We start from the raw sequence: 16899 nt of genomic DNA, 5'->3' as shown, positions 1-16899 counted from the left end.
CACCCGCGGGGTGACCGGCCTTGGCTACGTGCGACTCAGTTCTTGAAGGCGTCCTTGGCCTTCTCGCCGGCCTGCTTCAGGTCCGCCTTGGACTGGTCGGTGCGACCCTCGGCCTCGAGGCGCTCGTTGTCGGTCGCCTTGCCGGTGCCCTCCTTGGCCTTGCCACTGAGGTCGTCCTTCATGTTCTCGATCTTGTCTCCGATACCCATGGTGAGTCTCCTTGGTTGTGCGGATGATGATCTGCACCGAGCCAGCGCCGCGTCTTGACGCTTCGGTGCCCTCTCAGGCTAGACCCTTCAGGACGATGAGAAGGTCTCCGCCCTCGACCTGTTGGTGACCACCGATGGCGAGGCGCTCGACGGTGCCAGCGCTCGGTGCGGTGATGCTGGCCTCCATCTTCATGGCCTCGATCGTCGCCACCACGTCGCCGACCTCGACCGTGGCGCCCTCGGCGACCACCGGGGTGACGACCCCGGCAAAGGGCGCGGGCACGTGCCGGGAGTTGCCCGGCTCGGCCTTCTCGGCGGCCTTGACGTCGACCTTGACAGCGCTGTCGCGCACGGTGATCGGGCGGAACTGGCCGTTGAGCGTGCACATGACCGTGCGCATGCCCTTGGCGTCGGCGTCGCCGATCGACGACACCCCGAGAAGCAGTCGCTTGCCGGCCTCGATCTCGACCTCGTACTCACGGTCCTGGTCGAGCCCGTGGAGGAACTCGACCGTTCCGAGCACGGAGAGGTCGCCGTGGCGCTCCCTCGACGTCAGGTAGTCCTGCGTGGGGCCTGGGAAGAGCAGCTCGTTGAGTGCGCCGCGCGGGCTGACGTCGAGGGCCTGCTCCTGCGCGGGCGTCAGGTCGGTCACGCGGGGCTTGCGCCCGCGTCCGCGGAGGGCCTTGGTCCGGAACGGCTCGGGCCAGCCCCCGGGAGGGTCGCCGAGCTCACCCTCGAGGAAGCCGATGACCGAGTCGGGGATGTCGTACTTCGTGGGGTTCTCCTCGAAGTCGTCCGGGTCGGCTCCGGCTCCGACCAGGGCCAGCGCGAGGTCCCCGACGACCTTGCTGCTCGGGGTGACCTTGACCAGGTTGCCGAGGATGCGGTTCGCGGCGGCATACATGTCCTCGATGTCCTCGAACCGGTCGCCGAGCCCGAGGGCGATGGCCTGCTGGCGCAGGTTCGAGAGCTGCCCACCGGGGATCTCGTGGAAGTAGACCCGGCCGGTGGGGGAGGGCAGGCCGGACTCGAAGGGGGCGTAGAGCTGACGGACGGCCTCCCAGTAGGGCTCCAGCGCGAAGACGTGGTCGATGTCCAGCCCCGTGGGCCGGTCCGTGCCGTCCGTCGCAGCGATCAGGGCCGAGAGGGACGGCTGGCTCGTGGTCCCTGCCATGGCGGCGCAGGCGGCGTCGACCGCGTCCACCCCGGCGTCGATGGCGGCGAGGAGCGTGCCGATCTGCCCACCGGCCGTGTCGTGGGTGTGGAGGTGCACGGGCAGGTCGAAGCGCTCGCGCAGGGCCGTGACCAGCGTGCGCGCGGCGGGTGCGCGCAGCAGCCCGGCCATGTCCTTGATCGCCAGCACGTGCGCGCCGGTCTCGACGATCTGCTCCGCCAGCCGGAGGTAGTAGTCGAGCGTGTAGAGCTGCTCGGCGGGGTCGCTGAGGTTGCCGGTGTAGCAGAGAGCCACCTCGGCAACGGCGGTGTCCGTGGCGAGCACGGCCTCCACGGCCGGGCGCATCTGGCTCACGTCGTTGAGCGAGTCGAAGATCCGGAAGATGTCGAGCCCGGTGCGGGCCGCCTCCTGGACGAAGACGTCGGTGACCCGGGTCGGGTAGGGCGTGTAGCCCACGGTGTTGCGTCCCCGCAGGAGCATCTGCAGCGGGATGTTGGGCATGGCCTCGCGCAGGAGGGCGAGCCGCTCCCAGGGGTCCTCGCTGAGGAACCGCAGACCGACGTCGTAGGTCGCTCCGCCCCAGGCCTCCATCGACAGCAGCTCGGGGGTGAGGCGGGAGACGTGGCCGGCGACGTGGAGCAGGTCGCGGGTGCGCATCCGGGTCGCGAGCAGCGACTGGTGGGCGTCACGGAACGTCGTGTCGGTCACGGCGACGTCGGTGCGCTCGCGCAGCTGCCGTGCGAACTCCACCGGACCGACCCGCTGCAGCAGGTCACGTGAGCCGGGCGGCACGGGGGCGTCGAGGTCGAGCGCCGGCAGCTTGGTGCGGGGCCGAACCCTGGTGCGGGCCGGGCCGTGCGGCTGGTTGACGGTGACGTCCGCGAGATAGGTGAGCAGCTTGGTCCCGCGGTCTGCTGGGGTGCGGGCGGTGAGCAGCCCGGGGCGCTCGTCGATGAATGACGTGGTGGCCTCGCCTGCCTGGAACTGTGGGTCGGCGAGGACTCCCTCGAGGAAGCGGATGTTGGTGGACACACCGCGAATCCTGAACTCCGCCAACGCCCTTCGCGCCCGTCGCACTGCCATGGGGAAGCTCCGTCCACGACAGGTGAGCTTGACGAGCATCGAGTCGAAGTGGGCCGAGACCTTGGCGCCGACGAAGACCGTGCCACCGTCGAGCCGCACCCCACCACCGCCGGCGGAGCGATAGACGGTGATCGTGCCGGCGTCGGGACGGAACCCGTTGGAGGGGTCCTCGGTGGTGATCCGGCACTGCAACGCGAACCCGCGGACGACGATGTCCTCCTGCCGCAGGTCGAGGTCCTCGAACGTCTCGCCCGAGGCGATCCGCAGCTGGGAGACGACGAGGTCGATGTCGGTGACCTCCTCGGTGACGGTGTGCTCGACCTGGATGCGAGGGTTCATCTCGATGAAGACGTAGCGTCCGTCCTTGCCGAGGAGGAACTCGACGGTGCCGGCGTTGACGTAGCCGATCTCGCGCGCGAAGCGCACCGCGTCGGCACACATCTGCTCGCGCACCGCGGGGTCGAGGCCCGGTGCCGGAGCGATCTCGACGACCTTCTGGTGCCGGCGCTGCACCGAGCAGTCGCGCTCGAAGAGGTGGAGCACACCCGCGTCACCGTCGGTCGTCCCGGTGCCGTCGCTGAGGATCTGGACCTCGATGTGCCGCGGGTCGACGACGGCTTCCTCGATGTAGAGCGTGGGGTCGCCGAAGGCCGCGTCGGCCTCGCGCTGAGCCGCCTCCAGTGCGTCGCGCAGCTGGCCCGGGTCGGCCACCCGTCGCATGCCACGGCCGCCTCCACCCGAGACGGCCTTGACGAAGCACGGGAAGCCGATGTCCGCGGCGGCCGCCTCCAGCGCGTCGAGGTCGGTCCCGGCCTCGGACCCTCGCAGCGTCGGCAGTCCTGCCGCGCGGGCGGCAGCGATGGCCTTGGACTTGTTGCCGGTGAGGTGCAGGACCTCGGGCGGCGGACCGACGAAGGTGATGCCGTGGGCGGCGCACTCCTCGGCCAGGAGCGGGTTCTCGGAGAGGAAGCCGTAGCCGGGGTAGATCGCGTCGGCGCCACAGTCGAGGGCGACCCGCACGATGCTCTCGTGGTCGAGGTAGGCCCGGACCGGGTGACCCTCCTCGCCGATCTGGTAGGACTCGTCGGCCTTGAGCCGGTGCTCGGAGTTGCGGTCCTCGTGGGGGAAGACGGCGACCGTCTTGGCCCCCAGCTCGGTGGCCGCGCGGAAGGCCCGCACGGCGATCTCACCTCGGTTGGCGACGAGGACCTTGCGGAACACGGCATACCTCCAGCTGGGGACGAAAACGTGCCTCGATCGTAGTGACCGCTCACGGGGTGAGACGGTCTGCTCAGAGTCCGGACCTGTTAGCCCTCTCGACGCGCGCGGTTCACCCGGGAGGGGCAGGGTGTCGGACATGCCTCGTATGCCGTTCGCCCGCCCAGCCGTCCTCCTCACCGCGCTGCTCGGCGCCGGTCTCGTCACCGGCCCGGTCGCCTCCGCCTCCGTGTCGACGCCCTCCCCGGCGGGCGTGAGCGCCGTTGCCGCACCGGCCCCACGCTCGAGCGTGCAGCCGCTGGAGCGTGCTCATGCACACAACGACTACGAGCATGACCGCCCGCTGCTCGACGCTCTCGACCACGGCTTCACCTCGGCCGAGGCGGACGTCTGGCTCGTCGACGGCGAGCTCTATCTCGGGCATGACGGCCCCGATCTCAGCCGCACCCTGACCAACACCTATCTCGAGCCGCTGGCCCGGCGCTTCCGCGAGAACGGCGGCGCCATCCACCCGCGGTGGCGCGAGGACTTCCGCCTCCTCATCGACGTCAAGAGCAACGGCCCGGCAGCGTGGCCGGTCATCGACCGGCAGCTCGCGGCATACCCACAGCTGTTCTCCGCGTCCCGCCAGGGGCGCGTGCACGAGCGCGCCGTGACCGCAGTCATCTCCGGCAACCGCGACCTCGCCGCGATGCAGGCCGCGACGACTCGCTTCTCGTTCTACGACGGTCGGATGAGTGACCTCGGTGGGCCGCTGGATGCGGGCATCGTGCCGCTCATCAGCGACAACTGGACGAAGTTCTTCACCTGGCGGGGCGTCGGCGAGATGCCGGCGGGGGAGCGGGCCAGGCTCCACGAGATCGTCGCGACGGCCCACGCCCGCGGGCAGGACGTGCGCTTCTGGGCCACGCCCGACCTCGCCCTGCCCAACCGCGAGGCGCTGTGGCGAGAGCTCGTCGCCGCCGACGTCGACGTCCTCAACACCGACGACCTCGCCGGACTGCAGCGCTTCCTCCTCGCCGAGGACCCGGCTGAGCAGAGCGCCGCTCGCGCCGCCTGACTCACGACGCGGCGGCCGCATCCTCGAGGATGTCGGGGGCGTTCTCGACCACCCAGACCATGAGCGGGTTGAGCAGCGCGGCGAGCTCGAGCCCACGAGGAGTGAGCGAGTACTCCACGTGCGGCGGCACGACCGGTCGTGCGTCGCGCAGCACGAACCCGTCGGCCACGAGGGTCCGCAGGGTCTGGGCGAGCATCTTCTCGCTCACCCCTTCGGCGCGCCGGCGCAGCTCGCTCCACCGCAGGGGCTCCCCGTCGCCGAGAGCCAGGAGCACCAGGAGGCCCCACTTGCTCATGACGTGGTCGAGGACGGTGCGGCTCGGGCAGCCCGCTGCGAAGACGGCGTCCGGGAAGAGCTCGCGCAGAGGGGTACTCACTTTCATGTAGGTACCTTACTTCAAAGTGGGTACTAACTTCTGGGAAGTATGGCCCGGTGTCGGTCGTTCTCCGGGTGTCAGCCCCACAGCCACCACCTCGAAAGGCCTCAACCATGACCACCATCCTCGTCACCGGCGCCACCGGAGCGCTCGGCCGCCTCGCGATCGACTCCCTGCTGGACCGCGGTGTCGCAGCCGCCGACGTCGCCGCCCTCGTGCGGGACCCGGGCAAGGCCACGGACCTCGCCGAGCGTGGGGTCGAGCTGCGCGTCGGAGACTATGACGACCCGGCCTCTCTCGACGCTGCCCTCGTCGGGATCGACCGGCTGCTCCTCATCTCGTCGAGCGAGGTCGGCAAGCGAGCAGGCCAGCACCAGAACGTCATCGACGCCGCCGCCCGGGCCAGCGTGGATCTCGTTGCCTACACGAGCATCGTCCGGGCGGACTCCTCGTCGCTGGGTCTGGCCGCTGAGCACAAGGCCACCGAGGACGCGCTCACGGCGTCCGGACTGCCGACGGTGCTCCTGCGCAACTCCTGGTATCTCGAGAACTACACCGGGCAGATCCCCGTGCAGCTCGAGCACGGTGCCGTCCTCGGCGCGGCCGGCGAGGGCCGGATCAGCGCTGCCACCCGGGCCGACTTCGCCGAAGCCGCTGCGGCGGTCGTCACGCAGGACGGTCACGCGGGTCAGGTCTACGAGCTCGGTGGCGACGCCGCGTTCACGCTGGGCGAGTATGCCGCGGCGCTGTCGGAGCAGTCCGGCACGCAGGTGACCTACCGCGACCTGTCCGTGGACGACTACGCCGCCGCGCTCGTCGATGCAGGTCTCCCCGAGGGCTACGCCCAGGTCCTGGCGTCGAGCGACGAGGGAATCAGGCACGGCGCCCTGCTCACGGAGTCGGGGGACCTCTCACGCCTCATCGGCCGCCCGACCACGACGCTGGCGCAGGCTCTGAAGTCGGCCCTGGCCTGATCCGTGACCGGTGCCGGACACGGAATTGATTCGGGGCCGCCGCGCGTTGACAGGTAGAGTTCGACGACACAACTGAACAGCGTGGGATGAGCCCCCTCAGGGGGGTGATCGGTTTCGACATTGGTCGGCGGATCAAGGGAAGCGGGTCGAGGATGCACGGTTATCTCGTAAACGCTCCGTGCAAACCAATAGGTGCCGACTCAAAGCGCACCGACTTCGCCCTCGCCGCCTGAGCGAGCTCCGAAGTCCGTCAGCCTGAGCTAGATCTCGACTCAGTGCCTGGCGCCATCTAGAGAACTGGCTGCGTCACTCTTGTCGGGGGGTGGCGTGGGACTTAATCCGACTGGGCCTGTCAGGGAACGTGTGCGCGCGAGCCCTGGGGCCGAGAAAATCCACAGCGCACTGCACCCGGAGAAGCCTTGGTTTCCCGTCAGTGGACGCGGGTTCGATTCCCGCCACCTCCACCACCGTGGTCATCCCACGAACCTCGACACCCGGTTCGGGCGGCACTGCTGCCCGAACCGGGTGTCTGTGTGTCCGCACCTGTCGATGTGTGACGATCTCGTATGCCGTCCGCTCCCACCCCGACCCCCGCGCCGCACGACGAGGAGCGGGTCGGCACCCGCGACCTCGCGCAGTGGCGCACGGCCACGGGACGCCGACTCGTCCGGCTCGTCGCCCAGGTGGCCGAGGTACTGGCCCGGCTCCTGCGCTGGTCGGTGTCCAACATCGCGCTGCTGCTCACCGCCGGAGTGGGGCTCGCGCTCGTGTGGGGCCCCAGCGCCGTGACGGCGGAGGTCTATGAGAACGTCGTCGACCGCGACGGCATCTCGGTCATCGACCAGCCGGTGCTCGACGCGTCCGTGGCGGCACGCACCCCCTTCCGGTCCGAGCTCGCCACCGACTTCACCGACGTCGGCGGACCGGTGGTCATGCCGATCCTCACGGTTCTCGTCGCCGGCGGGCTCGCGCTCATGTGGCGCCGGTGGACGCCGGTCGTCCTCATGGCCATCGCCAGTCTCGGGTCGTTGGCGATGACCGTGACGGGCAAGCAGCTCACCGGCCGAGCCCGTCCGCCCGAGTCGCTCGCCGTCCCTCCCTTCGAGACCTCACCGAGCTTCCCCTCGGGGCACACGCTCAACGCGACCGTCATCCTCGGGCTCACGGCATACCTGCTCGTCCTCTGGATCAACCGCCAGCGCTGGCGGGCGGTCGTCATCGTCCTGCTGGGTGCCCTCATCGTCGGGATGGGCCTGTCACGCGTGTTCCTCGGCCACCACTGGCTCACCGACGTCATCGCGGGGTGGGCGGTGGGCCTTGCCTGGCTGGCCAGTGTCATCACCGGGCACCGCGTCAAGATCACCCTCGACCGCCAACGCAGGCGCCGGGCCGACGGTCAGGGACGGGTGCCGGACACGACGAGCATCTCGCACGGCCCGACGAACCCCTCCGGCCCCTCGAACTGACCGAGGGCTCCCTCGATCTCCCGCCACGCACCGGCGCGAGCGGTGTCGTCGACGCCGGACAGCATCTGGTGCAGGGCGCCGAACGACTCCTGCTCGAAGCGGACGCACTCTGCGGCGTTCGCCATCCGCACCGGTGAGGGCACCGTCGAGACGGTCACGTCGACGAGTCCCGCCGCTGCATACGCCGCCTCGGCCACACCGGGTACGCCCAGGCTGAACGGTCCGGGCAGCCCGGGACCGGGGGCCGGCAGGCCGGCGACCCTGCGGATGATCCCCACCGGGATCGAGAAGAAGCCGTTGCGGTCAGGTGTCGAGTAGACGATGGCCGAGACCCGTCCACCGGTCCGGAGCGTCCGACAGATCTCCTCGAGGGCGCGGGCCCGGTCGGGGAAGTAGATGAGACCGACCCGCGAGATGGCCGCGTCGACGCTGCCATCCGGCACGGCGGAGAGGTCCTCGCCGTCGGCCTCCAGGGTCGTGACGTTGGACAGTCCGGCCGCCGCGGCCTCGTCCGCCGTGAACCGGAGGATCGCCGGTGAGATGTCGGTCGCGAGGACGTGGCCGGAGCTGCCGACCCGGCGGGCGGCGGCGAGGGTCTGGCCTCCTGCACCGGCGGCGACGTCGAGGACGCGAGAACCCTCGGTGAGCCGGACGTCGTCGAGCATCTGCCCGGTGGCCGTCCCGAGCCACCTCTCGATCGAGGGGCCCCAGCGGTGCCAGGCCTCGGCTGCGTTCTCCCACTGGGCGCGGGTGGTGGTCTTGAAGGCGATGGGGTCGAAGGTGGTGGTCATGGTTCCTCCTGGTGTCGGGGTGATGGAACGAGCGTGCCTCTCGGAGTTCGGGCCCCTCCAGAACGCAAAGTGGACCGAACTGGGCCAGTTTCTGGACCGCAGGCCCCCGGCGGGTCGACACTCGACAGGTGAAGGAGTACTCGCAGTACTGCCCGGTCGCCTTGGCCAGCTCGGTGTTCGCCGAGCGGTGGACGCCGCTGATCATCCGGGAGCTCGTGCTGGGTGCCCGCCGCTTCAACGAGATCGACCGCGGGCTGCCGGGGATCTCCCGCTCGCTGCTCAAGCAGCGCCTCGAACACCTTGAGCGCAAGGGCGTCGTCCAGCGGGTGGCCGTGCCTGCGGGCCACGAGTACCAGCTCACGCCGGCAGGGCGAGACCTCGAGGGCGTCATCACGGCTGCCGGTGAGTGGGCGGTGCGCTGGATGTTCAGCGAGCCGGAGCCCCGTGAGGTCGACCCGGTCACCCTGACGTGGTGGATGTCGCGCCGCCTGGTCAGCACGGAGCTGCCCGACCACCGCACGATCGTCGAGTTCGACTACACGGGAGAGGACCCCACCCGGATCTGGATGGTGATCGAGCGCCGTGAGACCTCGGTGTGCACCGACCCACCCGGCTTCGCGAACGACCTGGTGGTTACCACGGAGCCGGTCGCGTTGATGCGCGTCTTCTCGGGCATCGTCACCTATCCGCACGCACTGGCTGACGGGAGCCTGGCGCTGACCGGACCGTCACACCTCACCCGGGCACTTCCGCACTGGTTCGCGTGGAGCCCGTTCGCTCCTGCGGTGCGCAGGCACCTGGGGCTCGACACCTCACCCGCGTGACGACGGCTCAGCGATTGCCGTCCGGGCGGGTGACAGCGGCGATGTCGAGGGCCCAGGCGTCACCGTCGCGGCGAAACCCCAGCCGTTCGTAGTAGGCCCCCACCATGGCGTCGGGTGTGCGGATCGTGCGCCACCCGTGGCCGGTGAAGAGGCCGCTGTGCCGCCACACGAACTCGCCCGGCGTGAAGTCGCGGTAGCGCTCGGTCACGTAGTCGAGCTCGACCTGGCCGACACCGCCGCCGGCGTCGCGCAGCACGACCACGCCCACCGTCTCGTGGCCGTGCAGGACGAGGTAGGCGAAGCGCCCGGCCGACTCGGTGACCCCGCTGAAGCCGGGGTTGAACTTCGCGATGTCGCCCCGCTGGACCTCGAGGAAGTGCTGCAGGTAGGCCTCACCCTCCTCGACCTCGATGACGGCGAAGGCGTTCTCGTCGTTCCTCTCCTGCAGCATCCGCGCGATGAAGAACAGGTTGATGCCGGCGAGGACGACGTTCATGGCGACCATCGGCCAGACACCGATGAGGGCGTTGAAGGCGGTGAGGATGACACACGCGACCGTGTTGAGGATCCGGAGCCGGAGGATGCGCGCCTGGAGGAGCGAGAAGATGAGGAGCGCCGACCCGAACCAGCCGAGGGCGTCGAGCCAGCTCACGCCAGGGCCCACCGCACCGTGACGGTGGTGGCGATGGCCTGCGTCCCGCCCTCGACGGGCATCGACCCCCCGAAGGCGTCCGCGGACCGAGCCATCATCGGCCGCGGCCGGTGGTCGTCGACGCCACCTTCACGGATGTGGATGACCCGACCGAGCTCGGCCCCGGCGAGGCGCGCGAACTGCGTGGCCCGGTCGTGGGCATCGGCGAACGCGGCGTCGCGGGCGGAGGCGACGGCGTCCGTGGTCTGGTCGGCCCCCATCTCGATGCCGTCGACGGCGAGCGCGTCGCCCGCCGCACCGGCGAGGGCCTGGAGGAGGTCGCCGACCCGGTCGCGGTCGCGGACGGTGAGCCGGAAGGCCTGGTATGCCGTGTAGCCGATGACCTTGCGCCCGTTCTGGTCGTGCCGTGGATGGATGCCGACGTCATCGGTGCGTCGGTCACGAGGCTCGACGCCGTGGTCGGACGCCGCCTGCAGTGCGGCAGCGGTGCGGTTCGACGACTCCGTCAGGGCGGAGGCGACGTCGCGGGCGTCGCACTGCACGCGGGCCCGCACGATGACGAGGTCGGGGACGACGTGGTGGGCTCCGTGGCCGGTGACTTCGACGTGGTCGGTCATGGTCGCAACTCTAGGTCCGCGCAGCCGCCTCGTGACCCAGGGTGCGGGAGGTCCGGCTGTGGCGGGTCGATGAAGTCGAACTGGCGAGTAGCAGGTTGAATCGTCTCCATGGCCGCCCTCCCCTCTGCTGCGAACTCCGTCACCGTCCGCCTCATCGTCCCCGCCAGAGCCACCGCCGTCAGCGAGCTCACCAGCGTCGTCGAGCAGGCCGGGGGAGTCGTCACCGGTCTCGACGTGACGGCCTCGGGCCACGAGCGGATCCGCGTCGACGTGACCCTCATGACCCGCGACCCGGGCCACGCCGACGAGATCGTCGAGCGCATGCGCACGGTCGAGGGCGTCGAGATCGGCAAGGTGTCGGACCGCACCTTCCTCATGCACCTCGGCGGCAAGCTGAGCATCGAGTCCAAGGTCCCGATCCGCAACCGTGACGACCTGTCCCTCATCTACACCCCCGGTGTCGCGCGCGTCTGCCTGGCGATCGCCGCCAACCCCGAGGACGCCCGCCGCCTCACCATCAAGCGCAACACGGTCGCTGTCGTCACCGACGGCACCGCGGTCCTCGGTCTGGGCGACATCGGCCCGCTCGCCGCACTGCCTGTCATGGAGGGCAAGGCGGCTCTCTTCAAGCGGTTCGCGGACATCGACGCGTTCCCGATCTGCCTCGACACCACCGACACCGAGGAGATCATCACGGCGGTCAAGGCGATCTCGCCGGTCTTCGCGGGCATCAACCTCGAGGACATCTCGGCGCCGCGCTGCTTCGAGATCGAGGCGCGCCTGCGTGAGGAGCTCGACATCCCGGTCTTCCACGACGACCAGCACGGCACCGCCATCGTCTGCCTCGCCGCCATGCGCAACGCGCTCGCCGTCGTCGGCAAGAGGCTCGAGGACGTCACCCTCGTCATGAGTGGTGCCGGCGCTGCCGGCACCGCGATCCTCAAGCTGCTTCTGTATGCCGGCCTGCGCAACGTGGTCGTGGCCGACTACTACGGCGTCATCCACAAGGACCGTGAGGACGTGGTGTCGGGAGAGCACCCCAACCAGGCGTGGATCGCCGAGCACACCAACCCGCAGGGCCTGTCCGGAACCCTGGTCGAGGCCCTGGCCGGTGCCGATGTCTTCCTCGGCGTCTCGGCCCCCAACATCCTCACCGGTGACGACATCGCCACGATGGCCGACGACGCCGTCGTCTTCGCGATGGCCAACCCGACGCCCGAGGTGGACCCGCTCGAGGCAGCGAAGCACGCAGCTGTCGTCGCCACCGGTCGCTCCGACTTCTCCAACCAGATCAACAACGTCCTGGTCTTCCCCGGCGTCTTCCGCGGCCTGCTCGACTCCGGCTCGAAGGTGCTCACGCCGGAGGTCCTCCTCGCCGCAGCCGACGCGCTCGCCGCGGTCGTCAAGGAGGAGGAGCGCAACGCGACCTACATCATCCCCAGCGTCTTCCATCCCGACGTCGCCGGTGTCGTGGCGGCCGCCGTCTCGAAGGCTGCTCTCGCTGCTGGTGCCGCGACCGCAGAGCCGAAGCCGAACGCCTCGGTGGCGGAGCCGGCCAACACCACGGCGTGAGGAGCGAGCCCGCTCGTCGTGGGACCCTCGCGCCGGTGCTTGCGGCGCTGCTCCTCCAGCTCGCGGTGCTGTATGCGCCGTCCGGCGGGGGCACCCCGCCCTTCGCCCACTTCGACAAGCTGGTGCACTGCGCGGTCTTCGCGCTGCCCGTCTTCGCAGCGCTGCTGGTCCGCCTGCCGTTCACCCCGGTCGTCCTCGGTTTTGCTGCGCACGCACCGGGCAGCGAGATCGTCCAGGCGACGCTGCTGCCCAAGCGGGCCGGTGATCCCTGGGACGTCGTCGCCGACCTCGTCGGCGTCTGCCTCGGAGTCGCTGCGGCCCATCTCGCGCTGGGCAGGGCGAAGCGGGATCGCTGATAAGATGGACCCTTGCGCCACATCCGGCGCCCGCGTTCCAGCCCGTTGAATCTCGTTGACACAGATGTCGCGTGGAGGGCCGTATACGCCCCCACCACCGACTCGGATCGAGTGATTCACCATGCCCAAGAAGACTTCCTCCGGCGGCAAGAAGCCGCGTTGGACCTCCTCACAGAAGTCCGCGGCCCAGGCCAAGGGGCCCAAGAAGGCCCACCGCGGCCAGCCCGACGGGCCCACCCGCACCAAGGCGCCGCGCTCCGAGCGCAGCCCGCGCTGGGACCGTGAGGACCGTGGAGCGCGACCCGAGCGCAGTGAGCGCCCGGAGCGTCGCGACGACCGCGCCTCCTCGGGCCCGCGCCGCGATGACCGTTCCGACTCGCGTGGCGGCTACCAGGGTCGCGACAACCGCTCCGACTCTCGCTCCGACTCGCGCGGGTACCAAGGTCGCGACAGCCGCACCGACTCCCGTGGAGAAAGCCGCGGCGAGCGGCCGGCATACGGCCAGCGTCGTGACGACCGCGGTTCCTCCGCGCCACGTCGTGACGACCGTTCCGACTCTCGCGGCTACCAGGGCCGGGACAGCCGCAGCGACAACGGCACGAGCAGCCGCGGCGGCAGCCGTGGTGAACGGCCGGCATACGGCCAGGGTCGTGACGACCGCGGCACCTCTGCGCCGCGACGTGACGACCGTGGTGACCGGCCCGATCGTGGTGACCGTCCGGCATACGGCGGTCCCCAGCGTGGCGAGCGCAACGCCCGCCCGGGCTACGCCGGCCCACGTCGTGACGACCGCAACGAGCGCACCAGCCGCCCCGCCTACGGCGAGCGCCGTGACGGTCGCCCGCCGTTCCGTCGTGACAGCGACACCCCTGCCCGTCGCGTCGCCGACCCGGTGCGTCGTGACCGCCACGAGGGCCGTCACTTCGACGAGCGTCGCAACGACCTGCCCGAGCAGCGCACCTTCGAGGAGGCCGAGGCCGAGCGCGCCCAGGCCGACACCTGGGTGAAGTACGAGTCCAGGAAGGGCACCGGCCCGACCGAGGTCACCGAGGACAACGGCTTCGCCAGGCTGGGGGTCGACCCGCGCCTCGTCGAGCGTCTCGCCCGCGACGGCATCTCCTCACCGTTCCCGATCCAGGAAGCCACCATCCCCGACGCGCTCGCGGGTCGCGACGTCCTTGGTCGCGGCCAGACCGGCTCCGGCAAGACGCTCGCGTTCGGCCTCCCGACCATCACCCGCCTCATCGACGGGACCCGCCCCGCGCCCAAGCGCCCGCGCGCCCTCATCATGGTGCCGACGCGCGAGCTCGCCATGCAGGTGAGTGACGCCCTCGAGCCGCTCGTCCACGTGACCGGGCTGCGTCACAAGCTCGTCGCCGGTGGCCTGTCCTACGAGCCCCAGGTGCGGGCGCTCAAGAGCGGCATCGACATCCTCGTCGCCACACCGGGCCGCCTCAACGACCTCATCGAGCGCGGTGCCTGCGAGCTCGACGACGTGCGCGTCGTCATCCTCGACGAGGCCGACCACATGGCCGACATGGGCTTCATGCCCGAGGTCACCGCGATCCTCGACAAGATCCCCGCGGGCGGTCAGCGGCTGCTTTTCTCGGCGACGCTCGACAAGGGCGTGGACAAGCTCGTCGACCGCTACCTCACCGACCCGGTCACGCACTCGACCGAGGACGCGCAGGCCAGCGTCACCACGATGGCCCACCACATCATGCTCATCGACCCCAACAACAAGAAGCAGCTCACGGCCGAGCTCGCCGCACGCGACGGTCGCACCGTGGTCTTCGTGCGCACCCAGCTCGGCGCCGACCGCATCGCCCGCGAGCTCCGTGAGAAGGGCGTCCTCGCGGCCGCCATCCACGGCGGCCTGTCGCAGAACCTGCGCAACCGCGCACTCGGCGCCTTCCGCGACGGGTCGCTGCCCGTCCTCGTCGCCACCGACGTCGCCGCCCGTGGCATCCACGTCGACGACATCGGTCTCGTCCTGCAGGCCGACCCGCCTGCCGACCACAAGGACTACCTGCACCGCGCCGGCCGCACCGCTCGTGCGGGGAGAAGGGCACCGTCGTGACCTTCGCCCTCCCGCACCAGAAGCGGACGATGGCCCGTCTCGCCGAGGCTGCCGGTCTCGACGTCGAGCCCATCCGCGTAGTTCCCGGCGACCACAACGTCGCCGCTGCTGGAGGGCGTATGCCGTCCGGCGTCCCCGTGGCCGACCACGTCTGGATGCCGCTGCTCGAGGCCAAGGAGCAGCGTGGCCGTCGCCCGGGTGGCCCGCCGCGTCGCTTCCAGGGCGCCTCGCGTGGTCACCAGGGAGGATCCGGTGGCGGCTCGGGCGCACCTCGTGGTGGCGAACGCCGGGGTGCCGGCAGCCGCGCGGGTGGCCGTGCAGAATGGAACCGTGGCCGCTGACAGCACGACGGGACGACTTCTCGTCTCCACCCCGCAGCTCGATGACGGGTTGTTCCACCGCAGCGTGATCCTCGTGCTCCAGCACGACGACAACGGCGCCCAGGGGGTTGTCCTCAACAAGCCGCTGGGCGCCGACGTCGACTCCGTCCTCCCGGGGTGGGGCGAGCACATCGCCTCGCCGCAGACCCTCTTCCAGGGGGGTCCGGTGCAGCTCGACTCGGCGCTGGGGCTCGTCACCTTCCGCGGCGACGCAGAGCCGCCTCCGGGCAGCAAGCGGTTGTTCGACTCGGTCGCGATCGTCGACCTCGACACCCCGCCACTGCTCGTCATGCCCGAGGTCGGCGGCCTGCGGATCTTCGCCGGGTATGCCGGGTGGTCCAGCGGGCAGCTCGAGGGCGAGCTGGATCGCGGGTCGTGGTTCGTCGTGGACTCCGTCGCCGGTGACCTGCTGACCGGCGACCCGGGACGCCTCTGGGAGCAGGTGCTCCGGCGCCAGCGGGGCGAGCTGGCCTTCGTCGCCTACTACCCGTCGGACCCCGAGCTCAACTGACCGCCGGCCGAACCCGACGTACGCTGGACCGGTGAGCGACCCGCAGATGCCCAATGACCCCTTCACTCCCGAGCGGGAGTCCGAGCCTTCGGGTCCCTCGACGCGCACGGCTGTGCTCGAGCGCGAGGAGACGGTCCCGCAGCTCCAGGAGCCCGGTGACCACGAGCGCTTCTCGCACTACGTGCGCAAGGAGAAGATCCTCGAGTCCGCGCTCTCCGGCGAACCCGTGACCGCTCTGTGCGGCAAGGTGTGGGTCCCGGGTCGCGACCCCAAGAGGTTCCCGGTCTGCCCGGAGTGCAAGGAGATCTACGAAGGGCTGCGCAAGCCGCAGGACGGCGGCGAGTGACCCGCTGACGCGTCCCTCACCGCCCGCCGGACCAGTGGCGGCGGAGCGGGGGCGCGGTGTCATCGCGGGGTGAGCGGACGGCATACCGGCCATGGTCGCTTTGCCAAACCTTGACCGGATCATGGAACTTCTTTGGTATCCGGGGTTCGGTGGCGTCGCTAGGTTCGAGAGAACCGGACCTCACAGAGGTTTGTGCAAACCGAAAGGGACACCACATGTCTGTTCGTCCAGTGCGCACCGTCGCACTTCTTGCCGCCTCGCTCCTGTCGGCAGCCGGGCTCGGCGTCACGAGCGCCTCGGCCGTCACCACGGCCGGTGACCCGACCATCTCCGCCGAGTGCGTGCACCACGACGACGAGGCCGGGGGCGCCGCCGCTCGCTCCGGCAAGGCCGGCAAGTCCGACCCCCACCACTTCACCGCAGCCGAGGTCGCCGCCAAGGAGTCGGCGTTCGCCAAGGCGCTCGCGGCCAAGGGACTGACCAAGAGCAGCTCGGGCAAGGCCGTGGACGCCAAGAGGCCCGGCGGTGGCGGCGGAACGGCAGCGTTCGCGCCCACCACGGTCAACGTCTACTGGAACACGATCACCAACGGTTCGGCCGGTGCGGTCAGCAGCACCGCCATCGCCTCGCAGATCAACGTCCTCAACCAGGCCTACGCCTCCACCGGTTTCTCGTTCGTGCTCAAGGGCACCAAGGTGACCAACAACGCGGACTGGTTCAGCGTCACCATGCCGAACCGCGGTGAGCCCAGGGACGCAGCGGCCATGAAGACGGCGCTGCACCAGGGCACCATGGCCGACCTCAACGTCTACTCGCTGAGCTTCGCCGACGGCACCCTCGGCTATGCCACCTTCCCGGGCGGCTCCCTGAGCTACGACGGCGTCGTGCTCGACTACCGGACCCTGCCCGGTGGGAGCGCGGCTCCCTACAACCTCGGCGACACCGGCACCCACGAGGTCGGTCACTGGGCCGGGCTCTACCACACCTTCCAGGGTGGCTGCACGACCACGGGCGACTCGGTCGCGGACACCCCGGCCGAGGCCAGCCCGGCCTTCGGCTGCCCGGTGGGACGCGACTCCTGCACCTCGCTGCCCGGCACCGACCCGGTCCGCAACTTCATGGACTACACCGACGACTCGTGCATGGACCAGTTCACGCCGAACCAGATCACCCGCATGCAGAACCAGTTCGTCGCCTTCCGCGCCTGACT

17 protein-coding genes and 1 other RNA gene are annotated in these 16899 nt (G+C 70.3%); 12 read left to right on the top strand and 6 right to left on the bottom strand.

Annotation, left to right across the window (positions count from 1 at the left end):
- Nucleotides 1-35: 35 nt before the first annotated feature.
- A complete protein-coding gene (locus ACZZ98_RS02050) occupies nucleotides 36-209 on the bottom strand; it encodes a CsbD family protein (protein WP_380085296.1) in 174 nt (57 codons plus the stop codon).
- Nucleotides 210-282: 73 nt separating this feature from the next.
- Nucleotides 283-3687: a pyruvate carboxylase gene (locus tag ACZZ98_RS02045; protein WP_463514720.1), complete on the bottom strand. Its 3405-nt coding sequence runs from the start codon at nucleotides 3685-3687 to the stop codon at nucleotides 283-285.
- A 136-nt stretch (nucleotides 3688-3823) separates the two neighbouring features.
- On the opposite strand from ACZZ98_RS02045, the gene ACZZ98_RS02040 reads away from it, so the two are divergent.
- Complete coding sequence (locus tag ACZZ98_RS02040) at nucleotides 3824-4744, top strand: phosphatidylinositol-specific phospholipase C/glycerophosphodiester phosphodiesterase family protein (protein WP_463514719.1); 921 nt, start codon at nucleotides 3824-3826, stop codon at nucleotides 4742-4744.
- Nucleotide 4745: 1 nt separating this feature from the next.
- Here the strand turns inward: ACZZ98_RS02040 and ACZZ98_RS02035 are convergent, their stop codons facing one another.
- Nucleotides 4746-5126, bottom strand: coding sequence for a winged helix-turn-helix transcriptional regulator (locus ACZZ98_RS02035; protein WP_463514718.1), 381 nt, complete (start codon nucleotides 5124-5126; stop codon nucleotides 4746-4748).
- A 107-nt stretch (nucleotides 5127-5233) separates the two neighbouring features.
- On the opposite strand from ACZZ98_RS02035, the gene ACZZ98_RS02030 reads away from it, so the two are divergent.
- From ACZZ98_RS02030 to ACZZ98_RS02020, 3 genes are all read left to right on the top strand, one after another.
- On the top strand, nucleotides 5234-6094 hold the full coding sequence (locus tag ACZZ98_RS02030; RefSeq protein ID WP_463514717.1) for an SDR family oxidoreductase: 861 nt from the start codon (nucleotides 5234-5236) through the stop codon (nucleotides 6092-6094).
- Between the two features lie 100 nt (nucleotides 6095-6194).
- Nucleotides 6195-6561, top strand: a transfer-messenger RNA (tmRNA) gene (gene ssrA / locus ACZZ98_RS02025).
- A gap of 99 nt (nucleotides 6562-6660) precedes the next feature.
- On the top strand, nucleotides 6661-7560 hold the full coding sequence (locus ACZZ98_RS02020; RefSeq protein WP_463514716.1) for a phosphatase PAP2 family protein: 900 nt from the start codon (nucleotides 6661-6663) through the stop codon (nucleotides 7558-7560).
- Here ACZZ98_RS02020 and ACZZ98_RS02015 read toward each other — a convergent pair.
- Complete coding sequence (locus ACZZ98_RS02015; RefSeq protein ID WP_463514715.1) at nucleotides 7491-8351, bottom strand: class I SAM-dependent methyltransferase; 861 nt, start codon at nucleotides 8349-8351, stop codon at nucleotides 7491-7493. The two genes, ACZZ98_RS02020 and ACZZ98_RS02015, sit on opposite strands and share 70 nt — an antisense overlap.
- 128 nt (nucleotides 8352-8479) lie before the next feature.
- On the opposite strand from ACZZ98_RS02015, the gene ACZZ98_RS02010 reads away from it, so the two are divergent.
- Complete coding sequence (locus tag ACZZ98_RS02010) at nucleotides 8480-9175, top strand: winged helix-turn-helix transcriptional regulator (protein ID WP_463514714.1); 696 nt, start codon at nucleotides 8480-8482, stop codon at nucleotides 9173-9175.
- A gap of 7 nt (nucleotides 9176-9182) precedes the next feature.
- Here ACZZ98_RS02010 and ACZZ98_RS02005 read toward each other — a convergent pair whose 3' ends face one another.
- Entirely contained in the window at nucleotides 9183-9827 is a 645-nt protein-coding gene (locus tag ACZZ98_RS02005; protein ID WP_463514713.1) for a hypothetical protein, read from the bottom strand.
- Complete coding sequence (locus ACZZ98_RS02000) at nucleotides 9824-10444, bottom strand: SIMPL domain-containing protein (protein ID WP_463514712.1); 621 nt, start codon at nucleotides 10442-10444, stop codon at nucleotides 9824-9826. The genes ACZZ98_RS02005 and ACZZ98_RS02000 overlap by 4 nt, the downstream gene beginning before the upstream one ends.
- A gap of 108 nt (nucleotides 10445-10552) precedes the next feature.
- Between ACZZ98_RS02000 and ACZZ98_RS01995 the strand changes: the two genes are divergently transcribed.
- The 7 genes from ACZZ98_RS01995 to ACZZ98_RS01965 all read left to right on the top strand — a co-directional run bounded on the left by ACZZ98_RS01995 (nucleotide 10553) and on the right by ACZZ98_RS01965 (nucleotide 16897).
- Nucleotides 10553-12016, top strand: a complete 1464-nt coding sequence (locus tag ACZZ98_RS01995) for a malic enzyme-like NAD(P)-binding protein (protein WP_463514711.1) — start codon at nucleotides 10553-10555, stop codon at nucleotides 12014-12016.
- The gene (locus tag ACZZ98_RS01990) at nucleotides 12013-12372 is read left to right on the top strand and encodes a VanZ family protein (RefSeq protein ID WP_463514710.1); all 360 of its coding nucleotides are present in this window, start codon (nucleotides 12013-12015) and stop codon (nucleotides 12370-12372) included. The genes ACZZ98_RS01995 and ACZZ98_RS01990 overlap by 4 nt, the downstream gene beginning before the upstream one ends.
- A gap of 121 nt (nucleotides 12373-12493) precedes the next feature.
- On the top strand, nucleotides 12494-14452 hold the full coding sequence (locus ACZZ98_RS01985; protein WP_463514709.1) for a DEAD/DEAH box helicase: 1959 nt from the start codon (nucleotides 12494-12496) through the stop codon (nucleotides 14450-14452).
- Complete coding sequence (locus ACZZ98_RS01980) at nucleotides 14449-14793, top strand: hypothetical protein (RefSeq protein ID WP_463514708.1); 345 nt, start codon at nucleotides 14449-14451, stop codon at nucleotides 14791-14793. Before ACZZ98_RS01985 ends, ACZZ98_RS01980 begins: the two co-directional genes overlap by 4 nt.
- Entirely contained in the window at nucleotides 14783-15343 is a 561-nt protein-coding gene (locus tag ACZZ98_RS01975; protein ID WP_463514707.1) for a YqgE/AlgH family protein, read from the top strand. Before ACZZ98_RS01980 ends, ACZZ98_RS01975 begins: the two co-directional genes overlap by 11 nt.
- 46 nt (nucleotides 15344-15389) lie before the next feature.
- Nucleotides 15390-15689 carry a DUF3039 domain-containing protein gene (locus ACZZ98_RS01970; protein ID WP_463517707.1) on the top strand — a complete coding sequence of 100 codons (300 nt, stop codon included), beginning with the start codon at nucleotides 15390-15392 and terminating at the stop codon, nucleotides 15687-15689.
- Between the two features lie 215 nt (nucleotides 15690-15904).
- Nucleotides 15905-16897, top strand: coding sequence for a zinc metalloprotease (locus ACZZ98_RS01965; RefSeq protein WP_463514706.1), 993 nt, complete (start codon nucleotides 15905-15907; stop codon nucleotides 16895-16897).
- Nucleotides 16898-16899 lie beyond the last annotated feature (2 nt).

Source organism: Knoellia sp. AC549 (assembly GCF_979258975.1).
The sequence above is the reverse complement of the archived record's forward strand: the minus strand, read 5'-3'. Positions and strand labels throughout refer to the sequence as shown.

Excerpts from the sequence above, each read along its gene's own strand:
- ACZZ98_RS02050 (WP_380085296.1), bottom strand. The coding sequence starts at position 209 with ATGGGTATCGGAGACAAGATCGAGAACATGAAGGACGACCTCAGTGGC.
- ACZZ98_RS02040 (WP_463514719.1), top strand. The coding sequence starts at position 3,824 with ATGCCTCGTATGCCGTTCGCCCGCCCAGCCGTCCTCCTCACCGCGCTG.
- ACZZ98_RS02035 (WP_463514718.1), bottom strand. The coding sequence starts at position 5,126 with ATGAAAGTGAGTACCCCTCTGCGCGAGCTCTTCCCGGACGCCGTCTTC.
- ACZZ98_RS02030 (WP_463514717.1), top strand. The coding sequence starts at position 5,234 with ATGACCACCATCCTCGTCACCGGCGCCACCGGAGCGCTCGGCCGCCTC.
- ACZZ98_RS02020 (WP_463514716.1), top strand. The coding sequence starts at position 6,661 with ATGCCGTCCGCTCCCACCCCGACCCCCGCGCCGCACGACGAGGAGCGG.
- ACZZ98_RS02015 (WP_463514715.1), bottom strand. The coding sequence starts at position 8,351 with ATGACCACCACCTTCGACCCCATCGCCTTCAAGACCACCACCCGCGCC.
- ACZZ98_RS02000 (WP_463514712.1), bottom strand. The coding sequence starts at position 10,444 with ATGACCGACCACGTCGAAGTCACCGGCCACGGAGCCCACCACGTCGTC.
- ACZZ98_RS01995 (WP_463514711.1), top strand. The coding sequence starts at position 10,553 with ATGGCCGCCCTCCCCTCTGCTGCGAACTCCGTCACCGTCCGCCTCATC.
- ACZZ98_RS01985 (WP_463514709.1), top strand. The coding sequence starts at position 12,494 with ATGCCCAAGAAGACTTCCTCCGGCGGCAAGAAGCCGCGTTGGACCTCC.
- ACZZ98_RS01970 (WP_463517707.1), top strand. The coding sequence starts at position 15,390 with ATGCCCAATGACCCCTTCACTCCCGAGCGGGAGTCCGAGCCTTCGGGT.
- ACZZ98_RS01965 (WP_463514706.1), top strand. The coding sequence starts at position 15,905 with ATGTCTGTTCGTCCAGTGCGCACCGTCGCACTTCTTGCCGCCTCGCTC.